This is a genomic window from Lentimicrobium sp. S6, from assembly GCF_013166635.1.
GTDB lineage: Bacteria > Bacteroidota > Bacteroidia > Bacteroidales > UBA12170 > UBA12170.
In genome coordinates this window covers 68,156-90,435 of record NZ_JABKBZ010000003.1, presented here as the reverse complement: position 1 = coordinate 90,435, position 22,280 = coordinate 68,156, and the positions used below count along the sequence as shown (strand labels likewise).

Sequence of the window (22,280 nt, the reverse complement as noted above, 5' to 3'; positions counted from 1 at the left end):
CAATTAATCCTTATCTAATTTGTACTTAGCAGTATTCATTCCAAATTCAAGGCTCTTGTTTTTCACTAATTCTTCTAACTCTGTAAGAGATTTTCTTCCGAAGTTTCTGAATTTTAATAAGTCATTCTTGTTGAATGCTACAAGTTCACCTAAAGTTTCTACATCTGCAGCTTTCAAACAATTTAGAGCACGAACTGACAAGTCCATATCCACTAATTTTGTTTTTAATAACTGACGTACATGTAGGGTATTTTCATCGAATTCTTCTGATACAGATTTCTCTTCAGTTTCTAAAGAGATCTTCTCATCTGAGAATAACATGAAGTGATGAATTAGAATTTTCGCTGCTTCCTGCAATGCATCTTTTGGGCTGATAGAACCATCAGTGTCGATATCAAAAACTAATTTTTCATAATCAGTTTTTTGTTCAACTCTATAGTTTTCTACATCAAACTTCACATTTTTAATGGGAGTATGAATAGAATCTATAGCTACAGTTCCAATCGGATCATTCACGTTCTTATTTTCTTCAGCAGGTACATACCCTCTTCCTTTTTGAATAGTGATTTCCACATTCAATTTAACGGATGGTTCCATATGACAAATTACCTGCTCAGGATTTAATACTTGAAATACAGAAAGGTACTTGTTGATGTCTCCTGCCTTGAACGTTTCTTGATCGCCAATAACCACATTTACTTTTTCACTAGTTTCAGAGTCAATTTGTTGCTTGAATCTTACTTTCTTAAGGTTAAGGATGATGTCTGTAACATCCTCTATAACCCCTTTGATAGATGAGAATTCATGGTCAACACCTTCGATTCTAATACTTGTAATGGCGAATCCCTCAAGAGAAGACAATAAAATTCTTCTTAGAGCATTGCCAATAGTAATCCCGAATCCAGGTTCTAGAGGACGAAATTCAAATAGTCCTTTCGAATCTGTCGATTCTATCATGATTACTTTATCTGGTTTCTGGAAAGCTAAAATAGCCATATAACGTTCCTTTTATCTTGGTTATTAATTTATTTCTTATTTCGAATAGAGTTCAACAATCAACTGTTCGTTGATAGTTTCAGGTATGTCTGCTCTTTCAGGGAAACTTACAAATTTTCCAGCAAACTTATCTTCATCCCACTCTAACCAAGGATAATTTATTCTAGATGCTATTGCATTTGTTACAACTTCCAAGGATTTTGACCTTTCTCTAACTGCTACTACATCACCTGGACGTAGGCTGTAAGAAGGAATATTAACTACTTTGCCATTTACGGTTACATGACGATGAGATACAAATTGACGAGCAGCTGATCTTGTTGGGGCAATACCTAGTCTGTAAACCGTATTGTCTAAACGAGCTTCGATTAATTGTAATAATACTTCACCGGTGATTCCTTTTTTACTTGAAGCTTTTTTGAATAAGTTTCTAAATTGTCTTTCTAAGACACCGTAAGTGTATTTAGCTTTTTGTTTTTCCTTCAGCTGGATTCCATACTCAGAAACTTTCTTTCTGCGAGCATTAGGTCCGTGTTGTCCTGGAGGATAATTTTTCTTCTCATAGCTTTTATCCGGGCCGAAAATAGGCTCACGGAACTTACGTGCAATTTTAGTCTTTGGACCAATATATCTTGCCATAATCTAATTTATTTTGTTTCAGCTAAAAAATTATCAGTAAAGCTGAAACTAGTTACATACTTTGTTATTATACTCTTCTTTTCTTTGGAGGTCTACACCCATTATGTGGTAATGGAGTTACATCCTTAATCTCGGTAACTTCAATTCCGTGAGAATGGATAGTACGGATAGCAGAATCACGTCCTGCTCCTGGTCCTTTCACGTAAACTTTCACCTTTCTTAAACCTAAATCAAAAGCCACTTTTGCGCAATCTCCTGCAGCCATCTGTGCAGCATATGGTGTGTTCTTCTTAGAACCTCTAAATCCCATTTTACCTGCAGACGACCAAGAAATAACTTGTCCTTGATTATTGGTCAAAGAAATGATAACGTTATTGAAAGAAGCATTTACAAAAGCTTTACCAGCTGCCTCTATCTTAACGACTCTTTTCTTCGTTACCTTTTTTGTCTTTTTTGCCATAATTAAAAACTTCTAATGTTTTAATCTAGATTTTATTTAATTGCCTTCTTCTTTCCAGCAACAGTCTTTTTTCTACCTTTTCTGGTACGAGCGTTATTCTTAGTAGATTGTCCACGTAATGGTAAACCAATACGATGACGAATTCCACGATAACAACCGATGTCCATAAGTCTCTTGATGTTCATCTGAACTTCAGAACGTAATTCACCTTCGATCAAATAGCTTTTTGCTAAAATATCACGAATCTGTTTTTGTTCTGCATCTGACCAATCTTGAACTTTCTTGCTCCAATCGATTCCAGCTTCAGTTAAAATGCTTTGAGCACTACTTCTTCCAATTCCGAAGATGTAAGTCAAACCAATTTCTCCTCTTTTTTGTTTAGGTAAATCTATACCTGCAATCCTAGCCATACACTTAACTTATTAAAAATAATTTTTATCCCTGACGTTGTTTAAACTTGGGATTTTTCTTGTTGATTACATATAATCTTCCTTTTCTGCGTACAATCTTGCACTCAGCACTTCTCTTTTTTACAGACGCTCTAATTTTCATTGCTCGTTTATTTGTATCTAAATGTTATTCTTCCTTTTGATAGATCATATGGCGACATTTCCACTTTAACTTTGTCACCAGGTAAAATTTTAATATAGTGCATTCTCATTTTTCCACTTATATGTGCAGTAATGATATGCCCATTTTCAAATTCTACTCTAAACATGGCGTTTCCAAGTGATTCGATCACCTTACCATCTTGTTCAATTGACATTTGTTTTGCCATAATAATCTTACTCTTTTTTTCTTAAAACTTCTTCAATAAACTCAAAACTTGACAGAATCTCTGCTTTTCCTCTTCGAATAACTACATCATGCTCAAAGTGAGCAGCGGGTAAATTATCCAAAGTTCGAATAGTCCAACCATCCGGATCCTGTGCAATATCAAAGGTTCCCAGTGTTATCATGGGCTCAATTGCTATTACCATACGCTCCTGAAGTTTAGGACCTGAACCACGGCGGCCAAAATTAGGTATTTCCGGCTTCTCATGCAAATTTCTTCCCAATCCATGCCCAACTAAATCTCGAACCACTCCATATCCAAACTGCTCAACATGATTTTGAATGGCAAATCCAATATCTCCAACACGTTTTCCAGTAACAGCTTGTTCGATTCCTTTATATAAGGATTCTTTTGTTACTTCTAGCAATCTGAGTACTTCTTCCTTTACATTTCCAACTGCAAAGGTATAGGCAGAGTCTCCATAAAAACCATTCATTAATGTTCCACAATCCACCGAAACAACATCTCCATCATTAATGATACGATCTCCAGGTATTCCATGAACAACTTCTTCGTTGATGCTCATGCATAAGGTAGCTGGAAAACCGCCATAACCTTTAAACCCAGGAACAGCACCATTATCTCTAATAAACTCTTCAGCTAATCGATCTAATTTTGCGGTACTCACGCCAGGCTCAATGACTTTGGCGATTTCTGCCAGAGTTCTACCAACAAGTAAAGAACTTTTTCTAAGAAGATCAATCTCTTCTTCAGTTTTAATAGTAACTTTATCTTTTGCCATTCTTACATTCCAGAAGCAGCTCCGCCTCTTCCTTTAATTCTACCAGATTTAGTAAGCCCATCATAATGACGCATCAAAAGATGACTTTCAATTTGCTGTAATGTATCTAATACTACACCTACCATAATAAGTAAAGATGTACCACCATAAAATTGAGCAAACTGACTACTAACTCCAACAACACTAACAAATGCAGGCATAATAGCAACTAAACCTAGGAATATAGATCCAGGTAAAGTTATTTTAGACATTACATCATCCAAGAATTCAGCAGTTTTCTTACCAGGCTTAACACCGGGAATAAAACCACCATTTTTCTTCATATCATCAGCCATTTGATTAGGGTTAATTGTAACCGCTGTATAGAAATAGGTGAAGATAATAATAACGATAAAGAATACTAAGTTATACCAAAACCCATTGATATTGGAAAAAGTTGCTGCAAAAGCACTCATTCCTTCTGATTCAGAAAAACCAGCAAAAGTAATGGGTAAGAACATAATTGCCTGAGCAAAGATGATAGGCATAACACCTGCAGCATTAACCTTTAAAGGAATATACTGGCGAACACCACCATACTGTTTATTACCAACAATTCTTTTAGCATACTGCACTGGAATACGGCGTGTACCTTGTACAAGAAGAATAGTTAACAGCACAACAAATACTAATACTGCAATTTCAATAATAAACACCACCAATCCTCCTCCAGACTGCTCCATACGAGAAGCAAACTCACTGAATAAAGCGAAAGGTAAGTTCGCAATAATACCTATCATAATGATAAGAGAGATACCGTTTCCAATTCCTTTTTCTGTAATTCTTTCACCTAACCACATTACAAATAAAGTTCCAGCAACTAATATTAGGATGCTAGATATCCAAAAAAATGTAGTAGGAGATGTAATATTAGGGTCAAAAGGTGAAATTGCTTGTGCAGGAAGTTGAGAAATCAAATTAGTAATATACGCTGGAGCCTGAAATGCAGTAATTGCAACAGTTAACCAACGTGTAATTTGATTGATTTTATTTCTTCCACTTTCTCCTTCTTTCTGTAGTTTCTGAAAATAGGGAATAGCCATTCCTAACAGCTGAATCACAATAGAAGCAGAAATATAAGGCATGATACCCAATGCAAAAATAGATGCATTAGAAAATGCTCCACCAGAGAACATATTCAATAAGCCTAATAATCCTGAATCAGTTTGATTTTTTAATGCTGCTAACTGAGTAGGATCTACACCTGGCAGAACCACATAAGATCCCAGTCTATATATCAGAATAACACCTAAGGTATAGAGAATCCTCTTGCGAAGATCCTCTATTTTAAAGATATTTCTAATAGTTTCGATTAGTTTTTTCATGAAAATTGGTTTTAAATGGTAGTTGCTGTACCACCTTGTGCTTCGATTAATTTAGTTGCAGACGCAGAAAAGGCATGGGCTGTTATGTCCACTTTAGCTGTCAACTCACCTCTTCCCAATACTTTAACTCTATCTTTCTTGTTAACCAAACCATTCTCAATTAAAACGTCTATTGTTATTGCTTGAAGTTCTAATTCTTCAGCAATTTTCTGAATAGCGTCCACGTTAATACCGCGATACTCTACTCTATTTATATTTTTGAAACCAAATTTAGGAACGCGTCTGAATAATGGCATTTGACCACCTTCAAATCCTCTTTTACGTTTGTAACCAGAACGTGACTTTGCACCTTTATGACCTCTAGTAGATGTTCCACCTTTGCCAGATCCTTGTCCACGACCAATTCTTTTATCTGAGTGAGTTGCTCCCTCTGCCGGTTTTAAATTACTTAAATCCATGATTATATAATTTAAATTTCTTCGATTAGTAATAAATGTTTCACTTTGTTGACCATACCCTCTAAAGGACCATTCAACGTTAGTTCTTTAACCTGATTCATTTTAGTCAGGCCAAGAGCGTCAAGGGTTGCTTTTTGATCTTTTGGATGACCAATTCTACTTCTTACCTGCTTGATTCTTACTTTTCTTTCCATTATGCCTGATTTTATCCGTTAAATACTGTGTCTAAATCAACATTTCTAAGCTGTGCTATTGTTTTTGGATCTCTGAGGTTAGTCAAAGCATCTATAGTCGCCTTTACCACTGAGTGTGGATTTGATGAACCTTTAGATTTTGCTAATACATCCTTAACTCCCACACTCTCAAAAACAGCACGCATCGCTCCACCAGCAATTACTCCAGTACCAGGAGCAGCAGGCTTCATAAATACTCGTGCACCGCTATAGCGGCCAGTTTGTTCGTGAGGTAATGTTCCTTTAAGAACAGGAATTTTTATTAAATGTTTCTTAGCATCATCAACACCTTTAGCAATTGCTGCAGATACTTCGTTTGCTTTACCTAAACCATAACCTACGACACCATTCTCGTTTCCAACTACAACAATAGCTGAAAAGCTAAAGGTTCTACCACCTTTTGTAACTTTTGTTACTCTTTGAATACTAACCAGTCTATCTTTGAATTCAATTTCGCTGGATTTTACTCTTTTTAAATTCTTATTTGCCATAATTGATTATAATTTTAGGCCGCTAGTTCTAGCAGCTTCAGCTAATGATTTAATACGACCATGATACAAATATCCGTTACGATCAAAAACAACTTCGGTGATACCAGCTTCTTTTGCTTTTTCGGCAACGAGTTTACCTACTAATGCAGCCTGTTCAATTTTTGTTACTTTTTGTCCGACAATATTCTCCTCTGTTGAAGAAGCAGCAAGTACAGTATGTCCTGCAGCATCATCCACAAGCTGAACATAAATCTGTTTATTACTTCTAAAAACAGTCATTCTTGGACGAACAGCACTACCTTCAACGGTCTTTCTGATACGTCTCTTTATTTTGAGTCTACGATACTCTTTTCTGTTCTTTACTTTCATTTTCTAAAGACATTAATTCCCTGGCTTTATCACCAGGCAAGTATAATTAATTATTACTTAGCGGCTGATTTACCAACTTTCTTTCTAAGCTCTTCACCTTGGAATTTGATTCCCTTTCCTTTATATGGCTCAGGCTTACGTAATGATCTTACTTTAGCTGCAACTTGACCTAATAATTGCTTATCGTGTGAAGTCATAGTTAAGGTAGGATTCTTACCTCTTTCAGTAACAGCTTCTGCCTTTACTTCTTCAGGAAGCACAAAATACACATGGTGAGAGAAACCCAAAGCAAAGTCTAAAACTTGACCTTGAACATCTACTTTATAACCTACACCAACTAATTCTTGTACCGTTTTGAATCCTTCTGAAACACCTTGAATCATGTTTGAAATCAAAGATCTATATAATCCATGCTTTGAGCGATGGTCTTTTGATTCTGTAGCACGATCTAAAGTAACTATTCCATCCTCTATTTTAAGAGTAATAGCAGGATCTACTTGTTGTTGCAATTCGCCTAATTTTCCCTTTACTGTGACCAAGTTTTCTTTTGAAACTTCAACAGTAACTCCTGAGGTAACAGGAATGGGTAATTTTCCGATTCTTGACATTATTATTCTCCTCTAATTAACTTACGTAACATAATATTTCACCACCAATGTTCTCTCTGCGAGCTTCTTTATCAGTAATTACACCTTTAGATGTAGAGATGATAGCCACTCCAAGACCATTAATAACACGTGGTAAATCGTCAGCGCCTTTATAAACACGCAAACCTGGCTTACTCACACGCTTCAACTCTTTAATAGCACTCATTTTTGTTTGTGGGTGATATTTTAAAGCGATTTTAATATTGCTATCGATAGTACCTTCATTTTCAACTTTGTATTGAAGAATATATCCCTTTTCAAACAAAATCTTTGTAATGTTCAGTTTCAATTTAGAATGAGGAACATCAACGATTCTATGATTAGCACTTATGGCGTTTCTTAATCTTGTTAAGTAATCTGCAATTGGATCTGTATTCATTATTATCCGTTTTTATAAATTAAAAATTACCAACTGGCTTTCTTAACACCAGGAATCAACCCATTATTTGCCATTTCACGGAAATTAATACGTGATACTCCAAACTGACGCATATAACCTTTAGGTCTACCAGTCAATTTACAGCGATTATGAAGGCGAATTGGATTTGAATTTCTAGGTAACTTTTGTAGTCCAACATTATCACCAGCAGCTTTCAATTCAGCTCTTTTATTAGCATATTTATCAACGAGTTTTTGTCTTTTGACTTCTCTCGCTTTCATTGATTCTTTAGCCATAATTAACTCTTTTTATTGTTTTTGAATGGGAAGCCAAATTCTTTTAATAGAGCGTAGCACTCTTTATCAGTTTTAGCTGAGGTAACAATAGTAATATTCATACCATTGATTTTTGTTACTTTATCGATATCAATTTCAGGGAAAATGATTTGTTCTGGAACTCCGAAAGTAAAGTTGCCACGTCCATCAAAACCTTTTTCATTGATACCACGGAAGTCACGTACACGAGGAATAGAAACTGATACCAAACGATCAAAAAATTCATACATGTTTTGTCTTCTTAAAGTAACTCTAACTCCAATTGGCATACCTTTTCTAACCTTAAAGTTAGAGATATCTCTTTTAGACTTAGTAGAGACTGCTCTTTGACCAGCAATCATTGTCATTTCTTCTAGACCAGTATCGATTCTTTTCTTATCGGTAATAGCTTCACCTAATCCTTGATTCAACGAAATTTTCGTAATCTTGGGTATTTGCATACTGCTTGTATAGCCAAACTCCTTCATTAAAGCAGGTGCAACTTCTTTGGAATATTTTTCCTGTAATCTTGGTGTGTACATTATTTAATCACCTCCCCTGATTTTTTTGAAAATCTTACTGATTTTCCAGTTTTTTCATCTATTTTCTTACCGATTCGGGTGGTATTTCCTTTAGCGTCCACAATCATAAGATTGGACATATGAATAGGAGCTTCTTGCTCAACTATTCCACCCTGGGGATTTTGAGCATTTGGTTTAGAGTGCTTCTTTATAAGATTAGCACCTTCAACAACGGCTCTTCCTGTTGCAGCATCAATTCTTAAAACTCGTCCTTGTTTTCCTTTAGACTCGCCACTGATTACCTTAACAGTATCTCCCTTTTTAATATTTAATTTTACACTCATAGTTTATTCTTTTTATAACACCTCAGGTGCAAGAGAAACAATTTTCATAAAATCTTTTTCACGTAATTCGCGAGCAACAGGACCAAAAATACGCGTTCCTGACATCTCTCCAGCAGCGTTTAATAAAACAACCGCATTATCATCAAAGCGAATATAAGAACCATCAGGTCTTCTCACTTCTTTTTTAGTACGAACTACAACGGCTGTAACAACGGTACCTTTTTTCATACCACTACTTGGAACAGCTGATTTTACGGTAACTACTACTTTATCACCTAATGATGCATAGCGACGACCAGTACCACCTAAGACCTTAATAACAAGTACCTCTTTAGCACCACTGTTGTCCGCAACACCACTTCTACTTTCTTGTTGTAACATAATTATTTAGCTCTTTCAATGATTTCTACTAGTCTCCAACGCTTATTCTTGCTCAAAGGACGAGTTTCCATGATTTTAACAGTGTCACCAATGTTACAATCATTAGCATCGTCATGAGCCATGAGCTTGTTGGTCTGCTTTACGAACTTACCATAAATGGGGTGCTTTTTTTTCGTTTCAATCTCCACCACAATGGAACGGTCCATTTTATTGCTAACAACGAGCCCAACTCTCTCTTTTCTTAAATTTCTTTCCATTTCAAAAATTATTTATCTGCTGGTTGTCTGTTGTTTAATTCAGTCATTAACCTTGCAATAGTTTTTCTATACTCTTTTAACACATTGGGGTTTTCCAATGGAGAAACGGCATGATTTAAACGGGCTTTATCGAGGATCATTTTTTGATCTTCTAGTTTTTCCTGTATATCTTTGGTAGATAATTCTTTTATTTCTGAATTTTTCATCTTCGTAATTTTTTAATCTTCTACGTAATCTCTTCGAACTACAAATTTTGTAAGAACAGGCAATTTTTGCGCACCAAGTCTCATAGACTCTTTAGCAGTGGCGAAATCCACACCTGCAGATTCAAAAATTATTCTACCTGGTGAAACACGAGCTACAAATAATTCAGGGGCACCTTTACCTTTTCCCATTCTTACTTCAGCTGGTTTTTTAGTTACTGGTTTATCTGGAAAGACTCTAATCCAAAGTTGCCCTTGTCGCTTCATCTTACGAGTAATAGCCTGACGAGCTGCTTCGATTTGTCTACCTGTCATCCAGGTTTCTTCCAGAGATTTAATTCCAAAAGAGCCAAAAGCTAATTCGTGACCACGCTGAGCGTTGCCCTTCATTCTACCTTTTTGCATCTTTCTGAACTTTGTTTTTCTAGGCTGTAACATATCTAAAACTTATTTACTTATTCCTATTTATTTTCTTCTTCTTTGTTGATGGGGACGTTGTTTTCCACCTTTTTCAGGAGCACCTGTTGGAACCAATTCTGGTTTACCATAGATCTCACCTTTACATATCCACACTTTAATACCAATACGGCCATAAGTAGTGTGAGCTTCTGCTAGTGAATAATCGATGTCTGCTCTTAAAGTGTGCAATGGAATACGACCATCTTTATACATTTCGGAACGGGCCATTTCGGCACCACCTACACGACCACTAATAAGAATTTTGATGCCTTCGGCACCAGCTCTCATAGTAGATGCAATAGAAGTTTTAATCGCACGACGGAAAGAAATTCTTCCTTCAATCTGACTTGCTACATTCTTAGCCACTAAACTTGCCTCTAATTCAGGGCGTTTAATCTCTGAGATATTAATTTGAACTTCTTTCTTAGTGAGTTTTTTTAACTCTTCTTTTAGTTTATCAACCTCTTGACCACCTTTACCAATAATGATACCTGGACGAGCAGTGTGAACAGTAATAGTTACTAATTTTAGAGTACGTTCGATGGCGATTTTAGCAACACTGGCTTTACTAAGACGTGCAGAAAGATACTTTCTGATTTTCATGTCTTCTACCAATTTCTCTTCAAATTTCTTTCCACCAAACCAATTAGAGTCCCATCCTTTGATGATTCCTAATCTTAAACCGATTGGATTTGTCTTTTGTCCCATTAGTTTTCTTCTTTAATAATTCTACTATCAACAACTACTGTCACGTGATTAGAACGCTTACGAACTCTATGTGCACGACCTTGTGGTGCTGGTTGAATTCTTTTCAATTGTCTTCCGCTATCTACATATACTTCCTTCACATAAAGATTAGCATCTTCCATGCGCTCTTCTGTATTTTTAGCTTGCCAATTGGATACGGCAGAAAGCAAAACTTTATATAATCTATTTGAAGCTTCTTTTGGTGAATGCTTCAAAATATATAACGATTTTTCAACGCTCTCTCCTCTCACTAGGTCTGCTACCAATCTCATTTTTCGGGGAGATGTGGGGCAGTTATTCAATTTCGCAAAAGCCACTTGTTTTTTGGCTTCCTTGATCTTTTCTGCTGTGTTATGTTTTCTGGATCCCATAGTGATTCAATCTTTCTTATTTATTACCTTTATTCTTGCTCCCTGCATGTCCACGGAAGATTCTAGTTGGAGAAAATTCTCCTAACTTATGACCTACCATATTCTCAGTAACGTAAACAGGAATAAATTTGTTTCCATTATGAACAGCTATGGTTTGTCCTACGAAGTCTGGAGATATCATAGAAGCTCTAGACCAGGTTTTAACCACAGTTTTTTTGTCTGCCTCCACATTAGCAAGAACTCTTTGTTCTAGCTTATAATGGATAAATGGACCTTTTTTTAATGAACGACTCATAATTTAATGATATTTAATTCCTTACTTCTTTCTTCTATCGATGATATACCTGTTACTATCCTTCTTCTTGTTACGAGTTTTGTAACCTTTAGCAGGAATACCATTACGCGATCTTGGATGACCTCCAGACTGGCGGCCTTCACCACCACCCATAGGGTGATCAACTGGATTCATTACAACACCACGTACTCTTGGACGACGACCTTGCCAACGAGTTCTACCAGCTTTACCTGATCTTTCGAGACTATGTTCACCGTTAGATACCATACCGATTGTAGCTTTACAAGTTTGAAGAATCATTCTTGTTTCACCACTAGGCATTTTTAAGATTGCAAATTTACCATCACGAGTCATTAGTTGAGCAAAGTTACCTGCAGAACGAGCCATTTTAGCTCCTTGTCCAGGACGCAATTCAACATTATGAATGATTGTACCATATGGAATATCGCTTAAATAAAGTGTGTTTCCTACATCTGGTGTGGCATCTTTTCCGCTGAGAACTTCTTGTCCAACTTCAATACCATGTGGAGCTATGATATATCTCTTCTCACCATCAGCATAAACTAATAAGCTGATACGAGCCGATCTATTAGGATCATACTCTACCGTTTTCACTTTTGCAGGAATACCTTCTTTATCTCTTTTAAAGTCGATAATTCTATACTTCTTTTTATGACCACCACCTATATAGCGCATAGTCATCTTCCCGTTACTGTTTCTACCACCTGATTTTTTCTTACCTTCCAACAAACTCTTCTCTGGTGTTGAGGTGGTAATATCGTCGAACGTGCTTATTAACTTAAAGCGTTGTCCCGGGGTTGTCGGTTTGAATTTTTTTAAAGCCATCTAATTATATATTGCTATAAAAATCAATTGTTTCGCCTTCGGCCAAAGTCACAATAGCCTTCTTAAACGAATTTTCTTTTCCTGAGATAAAGCCACCTTTTGTAAAGCGACTTTTTGACTTGCCCAGATAATTCATTGTATTAACAGAAACTGCTTCCTTACCATAGAACTCTTTAATAGCTGCTTTGATTTGGATTTTATTAGCATTTCTGTTTACAATAAAGCCATAACGATTCGGAAACTTTTCAGTTACCGCTGTCATTTTCTCTGTAATGATTGGCTTAATGATAATACCCATTTTCTTGTCTTTTAAATTATCGATGAATTTACAAGTCTAACTATGCTAATTCAGAGAAAGCTTCCACTGAACTCTCTACCATAACTAGGTTCTTTGCCTTAAGAATTTCATAAGTATTTAAATCAGAAACCCTTAACACTGTAACCCCCTGTAAATTTCGAGTCGACAAATATACATTATTATTTATATCATTCAACACGATTAGTGTCTTTTTTCCACTCAATTCCAGATCCTTAAGAATCTTAACCATTTGAGAGGTTTTTGCACTATCGAGATTGATGTCTTCGATTACTTTAATCGCTGAGTCTTGAGCTTTATAAGTTAAAGCTGACAAACGAGCCAAACGCTTAAGTTTCTTGTTCAATTTAAAGTTGTAAACTCTTGGTTGAGGACCAAAAACGCGAGCACCACCTCTAAAAATAGGCGATTTGATGCTACCAGCACGAGCGGTACCTGTACCTTTTTGACGCTTAATTTTCCTAGTACTACCAGAAAGCATACTTACCTCTTTAGAACTGTGAGTACCTTGCCTTTGATTAGCATTGTACTGCTTCACAGCTAGATAGATAGCATGATCATTTGGTTCAATACCAAAAACTTTTTCATCCAGAACAACTTTCTTTCCGGTTTCTTTTCCACTTACACTATATACTGCTACTTCCATCTCTCAATTGTTAAATATGATCCTTTTGAACCTGGAACAGAGCCCTTAACTACAATTAAGTTCTTTTCAGGTACAATTTTTACTACTTGTAAATTGATTACTTTAACTCTCTTATTACCCATTTGACCAGCCATTCTCATTCCTTTAAATACTCTTGAAGGATATGAAGACGCTCCGATTGAACCAGGGGCTCTAAGTCTGTTGTGCTGACCGTGAGTAGCATCGTTAACTCCAGCAAATCCATGACGTTTTACAACACCTTGGAAACCTTTACCTTTGGAGGTACCAGCTACATCAACATACTCGCCTTCTGCGAATACTTCAACTGTAACACTTTCACCGAATTTTTTCTTTTCTTCGAATCTAGAGAATTCTATTAAAACTCTCTTAGGTGTAGTTTTGGCTTTTTCAAAGTGACCACGCAACGCTTTAGAGGTATTCTTCTCTTTTTTGTCGTCATAGCCAAGTTGAATAGCCTCGTAACCATCATTATCGAGGGTACGAACTTGGGTAACTACACAGGGGCCAGCTTCGATTACTGTACATGGAATGTTTTTTCCATTTTCATCGAATATGCTGGTCATCCCAACTTTTTTTCCAATAATTCCTGACATTTTAAAAAGCCTTTAAAATTACACTTTGATTTCTACTTCAACTCCACTTGGTAACTCTAGACGCATTAGAGAATCTATTGTTTTAGCATTACTGCTATAGATGTCTAATAGTCTTTTATACGAGTTCAACTCGAATTGCTCTCTCGATTTCTTGTTCACAAATGTTGATTTGTTCACTGTATAGATTTTCTTATGAGTTGGTAATGGAATTGGTCCATTAACTACTGCACCTGTAATTTTTACAGTTTTTACAATCTTTTCAGCTGATTTGTCAACTAGATTATGATCATACGATTTTAATTTAATTCTAATCCTCTGACTCACGATTCTTGTTTTTATATGATAACTGAATATTATTTCACTCCCATTACATCTTCCACCACAGACTTTGGAGCTTCAGCAAAATGACTGAATTCCATGCTTGAAGAAGCTCTTCCAGATGTGATAGTACGTAAAGCCGTAACATAACCAAACATCTCGCGCAATGGAACTTTCGCTTTCACTACCTGAGAACCTGATTTAGCTTCAATACCTTCTAGTTGTCCACGACGACGATTAACGTCACCACTTACATCACCTAAATAATCATCTGGGGTTGTAATTTCCACTTTCATGATAGGCTCCAATAAAACAGGACTTGCTTTCTTAGCAGCTGTTTTAAATGCTAATTTAGCGGCTAATTCAAAACTCAATTGATCTGAATCCACTGCATGGAAGGAACCATCAGTTAAAGTTACTTTTAAACTATCGACACCGTATCCAGCTAATACACCATTCTGCATAGCCATAGTAAATCCTTTTTGTATAGACGGAATATATTCTTTAGGAATATTACCACCTTTAACACTGTCGACAAACTGCAAACCTACAAAACCTTCATCTGCAGGACCCATTTCAAATACGATATCAGCAAATTTACCACGTCCACCCGACTGCTTTTTATATACTTCACGGTGGTTCACCGAAGCAGTAATAGCTTCTTTATAAGAAACCATTGGCTGACCCTGAGTGCAATCTACTTTAAATTCACGTTTCAAGCGATCCACTAAGATATCTAGATGAAGCTCTCCCATCCCACTAATAATGGTCTGTCCAGTATCTTCATCAGTTTGTACCCTAAAAGTAGGATCCTCCTCAGCAAGTTTTTGAAGAGCTATTCCTAGCTTATCCATTTCTTTCTGAGTATTAGGTTCAATAGCTACTTTAATTACTGGCTCTGGGAATTTCATAGTCTCTAAAACAATAGGACTACTTAAGTCAGTTAAAGTATCACCTGTTCGTATAGTTTTGAACCCTACAGCTGCACCAATATCACCAACACCAATTTCCTCTAAAGGCTCTTGCTTATTGGAGTGCATTTGCATAATCCTTGAAATTCTTTCTTTTTTACCAGTAGAAGCATTCAACACATAAGATCCTGCTTTTAATTTACCACTATAAACACGGAAGAAACAAATACGACCAACAAATGGGTCAGTTGCAATCTTAAATGCTAAAGCAGAAAATTTAGTATCATCGATACTACGAGTTTCCTCTTCTCCAGTTCTTGGATGAACACCAGTTACCGCAGGCTGATCAGCAGGACTAGGCAAGAAGTCAACAACAGCATCCAAAAGCATCTGAACACCTTTGTTTTTAAATGCCGAACCACACATAATAGGAGTAATTCTCATCTCAACAGTTGCTTTTCTAATAGCAACATGAATTTCATCTTCGGTAATACTATTAGGATCGTCCATAAACTTTTCTAAAAGCTCATCACTTTCCTCAGCAACACCCTCTATCAATTTCATCCTGTATTCTGCAGCTACATCCACTAAATCTTCAGGAACAGGAATCTCACGGATTTCAACACCTTGCGATCCTTCATCCCAAACAAAAGCTTTATTGCTAATTAAATCAACAACACCTACAAATTTCTCCTCAGCTCCAATTGGAATTTGAAGAGGAACAGGATTTGCTTTTAACTTCTCTCTTACTTGACCTACAACATCAAAAAAGTCTGCTCCAGTACGATCCATTTTATTAACGAATCCAATACGAGGAACATTATATTTATCAGCTTGACGCCATACAGTTTCACTCTGTGGCTCAACACCACCAACAGCACAAAACAAAGCAACAGCACCATCCAGTACACGTAACGATCTTTCTACCTCTACAGTAAAATCTACGTGACCCGGCGTGTCAATTATATTAATCTTATGCTTAATATTATTGCGGTTCCAATACACAGTGGTTGCCGCTGAAGTAATTGTTATTCCTCGCTCCTGCTCCTGAACCATCCAGTCCATCGTAGCAGCTCCGTCGTGGACCTCACCAATTTTATAACTTCGACCTGTATAGTACAAAATGCGCTCAGTAGTCGTGGTCTTACCCGCGTCTATGTGCGCCATAATGCCTATATTTCTTCTATACTCTAGTTTTTCAGACATCTCTAATCTCAATTTATATGTAAACCCTTGCCCGTCTTAGAAACGGAAGTGTGAGAAAGCCTTGTTTGCATCAGCCATACGATGAGTTTCTTCTTTCTTTTTGAAAGCAGTCCCCTCCTCTTTAAAAGCTGCAACAATCTCTCCGGCCAATCTCTCACCCATTGTTTTTTCGTGGCGTTTACGCGAAGCACCAATTAATGCTTTCATCCCTATGGATTGCTTACGACCAGGACGAATTTCTGAAGGAATCTGGAAGGTAGCACCACCTATTCTGCGGCTTCTAACTTCTACTGCTGGAGTTACATTAGACAAAGCTTTCTTAAAAACATCTAAGCTGTTCTCGTCTTTTATCTTCGCTCCTACAATCTCGATTGCTTCGTAAAAAATGTTATATGAAAGATTCTTCTTTCCTGAGAACATTAAGTTGTTCACGAATTTCGTTACCAAAACATCATTAAATTTTGGGTCCGGAAGAATAATTCTCTTTTTTGGTTTAGATTTCCTCATTTTCTTCTAACTAAAAATTGTTACTATTTCTTAGGCCTCTTAGTACCATACTTAGACCTTCTTTGTGTTCTTCCGTCTACTCCAGAAGTATCCAAAGCTCCACGAACGATGTGGTATCTTACACCTGGCAAGTCTTTTACTCTACCACCCCTAACCAATACAATAGAGTGCTCTTGTAAATTATGACCTTCACCACCAATGTAAGCATTAACCTCTTTACCATTTGTTAGCCTAACCCTAGCTACTTTACGCATAGCTGAATTTGGTTTTTTAGGTGTGGTGGTGTAAACTCTTAAGCAAACACCCCTTCTCTGAGGACAAGAATCTAAGGCACGGGACTTACTTTTGTATTCCAGTTTATTACGGCCTTTTCTTACTAATTGTTGTATTGTTGGCATACTATTAATAAATTTATATTTTATTCCAATCGATTTTACTCCGATTTTTCGGACTGCAAAAGTATAAATATTTTTTGAGAATGCAACTGCTTGATAAAAAAATTATTAGGTTTTTTTTCTAATAGTGTAATTATTATGAAAACAGGCCCTAATAATGCTCAATTTCATGCCATTCTGAGCATACTCACGAGCAAAAGTTAAATATGGCAATAAGTTTATCAACAAATAAATATTAATAAGTGACGTTAATTAAAAAGTAAAATAGAAATTTGATAATTAAAATATTGTAAATAGGTTTGCACCTGAATGAAAAACGAAGCTAAACATATCCTATTTTTACCCCAATGGTACCCCAATAGGTATGACAAAATGTGGGGCCTATTTGTAAAAAAACATGCGCAGGCAGCCAATAGAAAAAACACGATCAGTGTACTCTATTTAAAAGCTATTGATAATATTCTTACTAAAACTGAAATCGAGGAGTATTTAGATGATGGAATTCATAGCTTATATATCTACTATCCCAAACCAAAGAATAAGATTAGTTACCTCTTTAGATTCCTCATAGAATACAAAAAGGGCTTATCATTAATACAAAAAAGAAAACCAATAGACTTAATTCATGTTCACATTTTAACTAGAGCTGGGCTGTTAGCTTTATATAGCCACAAAACACAAAACATTCCATTTGTCATTACCGAACATTGGTCGAGATACCTTACAACTGTAAATACTTATAAAGGAGCTTTACGAAAGATGCTTACAAAATATGTTGTTAAAAATGCAAGTGCAGTTCTTCCTGTTACTCAAAACTTACAAGAAGCTCTTCTCTCTCATGGACTAAATAACAACCATTACAGAATTATTCCAAATGTAGTAGATGACATATTCTTTCAATATGATTTTATACTTCAAAAAGAAAAGACCAAAAGCGTCATTCATGTGAGCACTTTTGAAAACAAAAGCAAAAACATAACGGGTATCATCAAAATGGTTAAGGCACTAGCTCAAAAAAGAGATGATTTTAAGATGATATTAATCGGGGATGGCATAGACTATTTTATGCTAAAAGAATTAAGCAAAGAATATAAATTGGAATCATTCATTGAGTTTAGAGGCTTGTTAGAAAAGCAAGAGTTAGTTGACGAGTATATGAAAGCAAGTTTCATGCTTGTCAATAGTAATTACGAAAACATGCCAGTGGTTATCAACGAAGCCATGGCATGCGGACTCCCAGTACTCTCCACAAACGTTGGTGGCATCAGCGAACACCTTGACTCCACAAAAGGAATACTCATAGAACCGAAACAACCTGAACAACTCTTGGAACAATTCCAATGGATGCTAGACCATTTAGATTCTTTTGAGCCCTCCTCCATTCGTCAATATGCTAAGGAACATTTTTCTTTTGACGCAGTTGGCAAACAACTAGACGAAGTATACCATTCCATTAATAAGGATAAATAGTTCTTTTATTCATTCCTATTTACTATCTTTGCAGCCCTTAAATGGGATATCACATGGGGTTGACTGGATTAGACAGCGTATAAGTGTGATGGTAAGCATGTCGAGTGTTGTGAATATGGCTCGTTAATCCTAATTCTCACAGCTATGTAAATGGCGATAACAATAATTACGCATTAGCTGCGTAGTCATAGCTCAGCTAGACTACCTTAATCCACGAAACTAGATTTCGGGACTATGCCTTCCTGCAGACGGACCTGCTCTGTTCCAAGCTGTATTTAGGGAGTCGAAAATTCGGAGATAGCTTTTTAGGAACCTCGACCAAGAAGTGAAATTAAGAGGATAAGGTTAAGAATTGGGTGTCTTTTCCCGGTTCTTATCTCGAAAATTAATAAGAGACTACACATGTAGAAAGCCATTGGGCTATAAGTTTGGACGAGGGTTCGAATCCCTCCAGCTCCACCAAAAAAAAAGTTCAAAGTAAAAATGATTAATGTTAAAAGTTTTGAAACTCGTGTTTTAATAAGTATTTAGAACTCTGATCTTTAAACATTAAAATTTAGAAGGCCCCATAGTTCAATTGGATAGAATATCAGATTTCGGCTCTGAGGGTTGGGGGTTCGAGCCCTCCTGGGGTCACGGACTAATTTATAAAGCATTGATAATCTATATGATTTTCAATGCTTTTTTTATTTTAAAAACAGCAATTCTCCTCCTAGACTTATTTAATTTGAAACTTCTTCTCATTACTAATGGTAAGTCATGAATATTTTAAACATCTTTAACCAAGCCAAAATCAAAAAACATTTTCTCATCATCTAATATTTATTACTTTTGCGCTCAATTGAAATTATTGAATATGAAACAAGCGTAATTAAAATAATTATAATTCTTTACGACCAAATGATTATTTTATTTTATGTGGTTCCATCTGACAAATTAAATAAGACATTAACAGATGAATAGATATATCATTTTATTTGTTTTAGCATTGGCTTTTGTCTCTTGTAAAAACAATCCTGATAAATTACCTGCTGATATAATTAGCAATCCTAATTCTGCTGCTGGGCTTGACGAGGACATGAAGATGCCCCTCATCAGTTTTAAGAAAACAGAGCATGACTTTGGTAAGGTGATACAAGGCGAAGTAGTTTCTTATAGTTTCAAATTTACTAATACTGGGAATACCGATTTACTTATTGCAAAAGTGAGTACCTCTTGTGGGTGTACTGCATCTAACTACCCGGTAGACCCTATCAAGCCAGGAGAAACGAAAGCTATTGAAGCAAAATTCGATAGTCAAAATAGAATGGGTTTTCAAAACAAAAGAATTACCGTCTTGACCAATTCCACACCTGCTAAACAAAACTTGTATATTAAAGCAGACGTGATTAAACCTGGTCAATAAATAGAAAAATAAACAATAATATAAAATCAAAACAATGAATTTACTTTCAATCTTATTAATGACACCTCCAGCGGATGGCGCTGAATCAGGTGGGATCATGTCTTTTTTACCTCTTATTCTTGTCATCGTAGTATTCTATTTCTTCTTTATTCGTCCTCAGATGAAAAAGAGTAAAGAACAAAGAAAATTTCGTGAAGAATTGAAAAAAGGCGACGAAGTAGTTACACTAGGTGGGATCTTAGGAAAAGTTATTAAAATTGATGAGACTTCTGTGATTATTGAAACAGAAGGTCAAACAAAAATAAAAGTAGTAAAATCTGGTATTGTTCCGCAGGATACTCCTATTGGACAAACTAAATAGTGTTCGTCTATAAAGCTCGACTTCTTCGTTATGCCTACCTTATCGTCAGGCAGACTTGCGCTCCAAATAGTCATTTACTGATGTAAACTCACATTTGGAGCACCACACAAGACTCGAATTCATGCTTTTTAGTTCAAGTTCTCAAATTGCAAAAAGACTCTAATCAAGTTTGATGCATCAAAAAAAGCTCTTTGCTGTACTTAATTTGTGCATCAAAGAGCTTTTTTCATAATTTTACCTTTCCTTATGGATTATTCATTTTTAAAAATAAAAAATAAAAACACAATCGTTTTTTTAATTTGTCTAGGCATCTCTGCATTTCTATGGCTGCTCATCAAACTCTCTCAAGAATACGAAATCAATGTAAATATTCCGGTGAAGTACCACAATTATCCTGAAGATCAAATACTCATCAACAAACCCGATTCTGTTATCCAAATCAGAATTACCGATAATGGATTCGATTTGATAGGAACCAGCCTATTCGGTTCTCCTAGCTCATTGGAATTGAATATCCCTGAAATGACAACTTCACAAATCAATGCTCAAATCAAGCAATCTTATTCTTTGGTAAGAACAAAGATTGAGGAGCTCAACAAAATATTTAGCTCAGCGAAAAATCTCAGATTATTGGGACCAGATAGCTTGGTATTAAAATTTGAAAAACTGGCTACAAAAGAAGTAACCATCTTTCCAAATATTAAATACCTATTACTCCCACAGTTTCAGCTTAAAGGAGCCGCCAGATTACAGCCACAGATCATCACATTATATGGTAGTCAAAATAAGTTAGACCTCATCGATACGGTTTACACTGAATCCAAAACCTATACAGAATTGGATTTATCTTTTAAAGATCAAATAAAACTCCTAATCCCCTCAAATGTAAACACCAAAGTAAGAACTTCGGAGCTGATAGTTGAGGTTGAAAAATTCACCGAAGCTAAAATAACGATACCTATTCCCCAAGATTTCATTGATAACAAAAACATCAGACTATTTCCCAAGCACATAGAAATAAAATATGCTGTCTCTTTTGAGAAATTTAATGAAATAAAGCCTGAAGGTTTTAAAGTAATTGCTGCAATAGATCCTCTAAATATTGGCAAGTTAAATATCAGTCTAGAATCATTTCCTGATGATATTCGTGTGATTGATTTCTCCCCCAAAGTGGCTGAATTTATAATAATCAAATAGATGATAAAAGTAGGACTTACTGGAAATATAGGCAGTGGAAAAACATGGGTTTGTCAAATTTTTTCAGCTCTAAACGTGCCTATCTATTATGCTGATTTAGAAGCCAGGAACATATTAAATTCTTCTGAAACCATTGAAAAAATAGCTGAAATTTTTGGTTCCATTGTATTATCGAGTACCAAGCAAATAGATCGAAAGAAATTAGCATCCATAGTATTTAACAATGCCAAAGAACTTGAAAAACTCAATCACCTCATCCACCCTCAACTTAGAGACCATTTTCAGCTTTGGGCTCAGCAGCAAAAAAGTAAATATGTAATACAAGAAGCTGCTATTTTATTTGAAAACGGATTCGATCATCTGATGGACAAAACCATCACTATAGCCTCCCCTAAGGATATCCGATTAAAAAGAGTGATGCAAAGAGATGATGCCAATGAAGAGGACGTTTTAGCTAGGATGAACAACCAATGGTCGGACGAAAGAAAAGAAAATGCTGCTGATTACATCATATACAATGACGGAAGCCAGATGCTAGTTCCTCAAGTTTTAAAAATTCACCAATTCCTCAATAAATAGTTTT

At 36.0% G+C, this 22,280-nt stretch carries 37 protein-coding genes, 1 tRNA gene and 1 other RNA gene; 7 read left to right on the top strand and 32 right to left on the bottom strand.

The genetic code is table 11. The annotated features are described in order from the left end of the window. Window positions 1-3 precede the first annotated feature (3 nt). The 32 genes from HNS40_RS02225 to rpsL form a co-directional block, all read right to left on the bottom strand. Window positions 4-996, bottom strand: coding sequence for a DNA-directed RNA polymerase subunit alpha (locus HNS40_RS02225; protein ID WP_172277002.1), 993 nt, complete (start codon window positions 994-996; stop codon window positions 4-6). A gap of 36 nt (window positions 997-1,032) precedes the next feature. Continuing rightward, window positions 1,033-1,635: a 30S ribosomal protein S4 gene (gene rpsD, locus HNS40_RS02220; RefSeq protein ID WP_172276999.1), complete on the bottom strand. Its 603-nt coding sequence runs from the start codon at window positions 1,633-1,635 to the stop codon at window positions 1,033-1,035. Window positions 1,636-1,702: 67 nt separating this feature from the next. Continuing rightward, window positions 1,703-2,095: a 30S ribosomal protein S11 gene (rpsK, locus tag HNS40_RS02215; protein WP_172276994.1), complete on the bottom strand. Its 393-nt coding sequence runs from the start codon at window positions 2,093-2,095 to the stop codon at window positions 1,703-1,705. A 32-nt stretch (window positions 2,096-2,127) separates the two neighbouring features. After that, complete coding sequence (gene rpsM / locus HNS40_RS02210; protein ID WP_172276991.1) at window positions 2,128-2,505, bottom strand: 30S ribosomal protein S13; 378 nt, start codon at window positions 2,503-2,505, stop codon at window positions 2,128-2,130. 25 nt (window positions 2,506-2,530) lie between these two features. Further along, window positions 2,531-2,647 carry a type B 50S ribosomal protein L36 gene (gene ykgO, locus HNS40_RS02205; protein WP_172276988.1) on the bottom strand — a complete coding sequence of 39 codons (117 nt, stop codon included), beginning with the start codon at window positions 2,645-2,647 and terminating at the stop codon, window positions 2,531-2,533. 7 nt (window positions 2,648-2,654) lie between these two features. Next, window positions 2,655-2,873 carry a translation initiation factor IF-1 gene (gene infA, locus HNS40_RS02200; protein ID WP_172276985.1) on the bottom strand — a complete coding sequence of 73 codons (219 nt, stop codon included), beginning with the start codon at window positions 2,871-2,873 and terminating at the stop codon, window positions 2,655-2,657. Window positions 2,874-2,880: 7 nt separating this feature from the next. Then, window positions 2,881-3,672, bottom strand: a complete 792-nt coding sequence (gene map / locus HNS40_RS02195; RefSeq protein ID WP_172276982.1) for a type I methionyl aminopeptidase — start codon at window positions 3,670-3,672, stop codon at window positions 2,881-2,883. A 2-nt stretch (window positions 3,673-3,674) separates the two neighbouring features. After that, window positions 3,675-5,036, bottom strand: coding sequence for a preprotein translocase subunit SecY (secY, locus tag HNS40_RS02190; protein WP_172276978.1), 1,362 nt, complete (start codon window positions 5,034-5,036; stop codon window positions 3,675-3,677). A gap of 11 nt (window positions 5,037-5,047) precedes the next feature. Next, on the bottom strand, window positions 5,048-5,494 hold the full coding sequence (gene rplO, locus HNS40_RS02185) for a 50S ribosomal protein L15 (protein ID WP_172276975.1): 447 nt from the start codon (window positions 5,492-5,494) through the stop codon (window positions 5,048-5,050). Between the two features lie 11 nt (window positions 5,495-5,505). Continuing rightward, window positions 5,506-5,688, bottom strand: a complete 183-nt coding sequence (gene rpmD / locus HNS40_RS02180; protein WP_172276972.1) for a 50S ribosomal protein L30 — start codon at window positions 5,686-5,688, stop codon at window positions 5,506-5,508. A gap of 11 nt (window positions 5,689-5,699) precedes the next feature. After that, window positions 5,700-6,218 (bottom strand): 30S ribosomal protein S5, encoded by a 519-nt coding sequence (gene rpsE, locus HNS40_RS02175; RefSeq protein ID WP_172276969.1) that lies wholly within the window; start codon window positions 6,216-6,218, stop codon window positions 5,700-5,702. Between the two features lie 6 nt (window positions 6,219-6,224). Further along, window positions 6,225-6,587, bottom strand: coding sequence for a 50S ribosomal protein L18 (gene rplR / locus HNS40_RS02170; protein ID WP_172276966.1), 363 nt, complete (start codon window positions 6,585-6,587; stop codon window positions 6,225-6,227). 53 nt (window positions 6,588-6,640) lie between these two features. Beyond that, entirely contained in the window at window positions 6,641-7,195 is a 555-nt protein-coding gene (rplF, locus tag HNS40_RS02165; RefSeq protein WP_172276963.1) for a 50S ribosomal protein L6, read from the bottom strand. 16 nt (window positions 7,196-7,211) lie between these two features. After that, a complete protein-coding gene (gene rpsH, locus HNS40_RS02160) occupies window positions 7,212-7,613 on the bottom strand; it encodes a 30S ribosomal protein S8 (protein ID WP_172276960.1) in 402 nt (133 codons plus the stop codon). Window positions 7,614-7,639: 26 nt separating this feature from the next. Next, the gene (gene rpsN, locus HNS40_RS02155) at window positions 7,640-7,909 is read right to left on the bottom strand and encodes a 30S ribosomal protein S14 (protein WP_172276957.1); all 270 of its coding nucleotides are present in this window, start codon (window positions 7,907-7,909) and stop codon (window positions 7,640-7,642) included. A gap of 2 nt (window positions 7,910-7,911) precedes the next feature. Beyond that, window positions 7,912-8,472, bottom strand: coding sequence for a 50S ribosomal protein L5 (gene rplE, locus HNS40_RS02150; RefSeq protein WP_371742905.1), 561 nt, complete (start codon window positions 8,470-8,472; stop codon window positions 7,912-7,914). Further along, window positions 8,469-8,792 (bottom strand): 50S ribosomal protein L24, encoded by a 324-nt coding sequence (gene rplX, locus HNS40_RS02145; RefSeq protein ID WP_172276951.1) that lies wholly within the window; start codon window positions 8,790-8,792, stop codon window positions 8,469-8,471. Before rplX ends, rplE begins: the two co-directional genes overlap by 4 nt. A gap of 12 nt (window positions 8,793-8,804) precedes the next feature. Continuing rightward, window positions 8,805-9,173 (bottom strand): 50S ribosomal protein L14, encoded by a 369-nt coding sequence (rplN, locus tag HNS40_RS02140; protein WP_172276948.1) that lies wholly within the window; start codon window positions 9,171-9,173, stop codon window positions 8,805-8,807. Window positions 9,174-9,175: 2 nt separating this feature from the next. Beyond that, window positions 9,176-9,430: a 30S ribosomal protein S17 gene (rpsQ, locus tag HNS40_RS02135; protein ID WP_172276945.1), complete on the bottom strand. Its 255-nt coding sequence runs from the start codon at window positions 9,428-9,430 to the stop codon at window positions 9,176-9,178. 8 nt (window positions 9,431-9,438) lie between these two features. Continuing rightward, on the bottom strand, window positions 9,439-9,636 hold the full coding sequence (rpmC, locus tag HNS40_RS02130; protein ID WP_172276942.1) for a 50S ribosomal protein L29: 198 nt from the start codon (window positions 9,634-9,636) through the stop codon (window positions 9,439-9,441). A 12-nt stretch (window positions 9,637-9,648) separates the two neighbouring features. Next, window positions 9,649-10,071 (bottom strand): 50S ribosomal protein L16, encoded by a 423-nt coding sequence (gene rplP / locus HNS40_RS02125; RefSeq protein ID WP_172276938.1) that lies wholly within the window; start codon window positions 10,069-10,071, stop codon window positions 9,649-9,651. A 27-nt stretch (window positions 10,072-10,098) separates the two neighbouring features. Further along, window positions 10,099-10,800 (bottom strand): 30S ribosomal protein S3, encoded by a 702-nt coding sequence (gene rpsC, locus HNS40_RS02120; RefSeq protein WP_172276935.1) that lies wholly within the window; start codon window positions 10,798-10,800, stop codon window positions 10,099-10,101. Continuing rightward, on the bottom strand, window positions 10,800-11,210 hold the full coding sequence (gene rplV / locus HNS40_RS02115; RefSeq protein ID WP_172276932.1) for a 50S ribosomal protein L22: 411 nt from the start codon (window positions 11,208-11,210) through the stop codon (window positions 10,800-10,802). Before rplV ends, rpsC begins: the two co-directional genes overlap by 1 nt. Window positions 11,211-11,226: 16 nt before the next feature. Beyond that, complete coding sequence (gene rpsS / locus HNS40_RS02110; protein ID WP_172276929.1) at window positions 11,227-11,505, bottom strand: 30S ribosomal protein S19; 279 nt, start codon at window positions 11,503-11,505, stop codon at window positions 11,227-11,229. 21 nt (window positions 11,506-11,526) lie between these two features. Next, window positions 11,527-12,351 carry a 50S ribosomal protein L2 gene (gene rplB / locus HNS40_RS02105; RefSeq protein ID WP_172276926.1) on the bottom strand — a complete coding sequence of 275 codons (825 nt, stop codon included), beginning with the start codon at window positions 12,349-12,351 and terminating at the stop codon, window positions 11,527-11,529. A 4-nt stretch (window positions 12,352-12,355) separates the two neighbouring features. After that, on the bottom strand, window positions 12,356-12,649 hold the full coding sequence (rplW, locus tag HNS40_RS02100) for a 50S ribosomal protein L23 (protein WP_172276923.1): 294 nt from the start codon (window positions 12,647-12,649) through the stop codon (window positions 12,356-12,358). A 40-nt stretch (window positions 12,650-12,689) separates the two neighbouring features. Continuing rightward, window positions 12,690-13,313 (bottom strand): 50S ribosomal protein L4, encoded by a 624-nt coding sequence (gene rplD, locus HNS40_RS02095; protein ID WP_172276920.1) that lies wholly within the window; start codon window positions 13,311-13,313, stop codon window positions 12,690-12,692. Then, window positions 13,304-13,927 carry a 50S ribosomal protein L3 gene (gene rplC, locus HNS40_RS02090; protein ID WP_172276917.1) on the bottom strand — a complete coding sequence of 208 codons (624 nt, stop codon included), beginning with the start codon at window positions 13,925-13,927 and terminating at the stop codon, window positions 13,304-13,306. Before rplC ends, rplD begins: the two co-directional genes overlap by 10 nt. An 18-nt stretch (window positions 13,928-13,945) precedes the next feature. Next, window positions 13,946-14,251 carry a 30S ribosomal protein S10 gene (rpsJ, locus tag HNS40_RS02085; RefSeq protein WP_172276914.1) on the bottom strand — a complete coding sequence of 102 codons (306 nt, stop codon included), beginning with the start codon at window positions 14,249-14,251 and terminating at the stop codon, window positions 13,946-13,948. A 29-nt stretch (window positions 14,252-14,280) separates the two neighbouring features. Then, complete coding sequence (gene fusA / locus HNS40_RS02080) at window positions 14,281-16,362, bottom strand: elongation factor G (protein ID WP_172276911.1); 2,082 nt, start codon at window positions 16,360-16,362, stop codon at window positions 14,281-14,283. Between the two features lie 36 nt (window positions 16,363-16,398). Beyond that, window positions 16,399-16,869: a 30S ribosomal protein S7 gene (gene rpsG / locus HNS40_RS02075; RefSeq protein ID WP_172276908.1), complete on the bottom strand. Its 471-nt coding sequence runs from the start codon at window positions 16,867-16,869 to the stop codon at window positions 16,399-16,401. 23 nt (window positions 16,870-16,892) lie between these two features. Beyond that, window positions 16,893-17,267: a 30S ribosomal protein S12 gene (gene rpsL / locus HNS40_RS02070; RefSeq protein WP_172276905.1), complete on the bottom strand. Its 375-nt coding sequence runs from the start codon at window positions 17,265-17,267 to the stop codon at window positions 16,893-16,895. A gap of 306 nt (window positions 17,268-17,573) precedes the next feature. On the opposite strand from rpsL, the gene HNS40_RS02065 reads away from it, so the two are divergent. From HNS40_RS02065 to coaE, 7 genes are all read left to right on the top strand, one after another. Continuing rightward, complete coding sequence (locus tag HNS40_RS02065; protein ID WP_172276902.1) at window positions 17,574-18,734, top strand: glycosyltransferase; 1,161 nt, start codon at window positions 17,574-17,576, stop codon at window positions 18,732-18,734. 55 nt (window positions 18,735-18,789) lie between these two features. After that, window positions 18,790-19,196, top strand: a transfer-messenger RNA (tmRNA) gene (gene ssrA, locus HNS40_RS02060). A gap of 100 nt (window positions 19,197-19,296) precedes the next feature. After that, window positions 19,297-19,370: transfer RNA gene (locus tag HNS40_RS02055), tRNA-Arg, on the top strand. Window positions 19,371-19,689: 319 nt separating this feature from the next. After that, window positions 19,690-20,139, top strand: coding sequence for a DUF1573 domain-containing protein (locus HNS40_RS02050; RefSeq protein WP_172276899.1), 450 nt, complete (start codon window positions 19,690-19,692; stop codon window positions 20,137-20,139). A 34-nt stretch (window positions 20,140-20,173) separates the two neighbouring features. Then, the gene (gene yajC, locus HNS40_RS02045; protein ID WP_172276896.1) at window positions 20,174-20,500 is read left to right on the top strand and encodes a preprotein translocase subunit YajC; all 327 of its coding nucleotides are present in this window, start codon (window positions 20,174-20,176) and stop codon (window positions 20,498-20,500) included. A 246-nt stretch (window positions 20,501-20,746) separates the two neighbouring features. Then, the gene (locus tag HNS40_RS02040; protein ID WP_172276893.1) at window positions 20,747-21,697 is read left to right on the top strand and encodes a hypothetical protein; all 951 of its coding nucleotides are present in this window, start codon (window positions 20,747-20,749) and stop codon (window positions 21,695-21,697) included. Next, complete coding sequence (gene coaE / locus HNS40_RS02035) at window positions 21,698-22,276, top strand: dephospho-CoA kinase (protein WP_172276890.1); 579 nt, start codon at window positions 21,698-21,700, stop codon at window positions 22,274-22,276. Window positions 22,277-22,280: the final 4 nt, after the last annotated feature.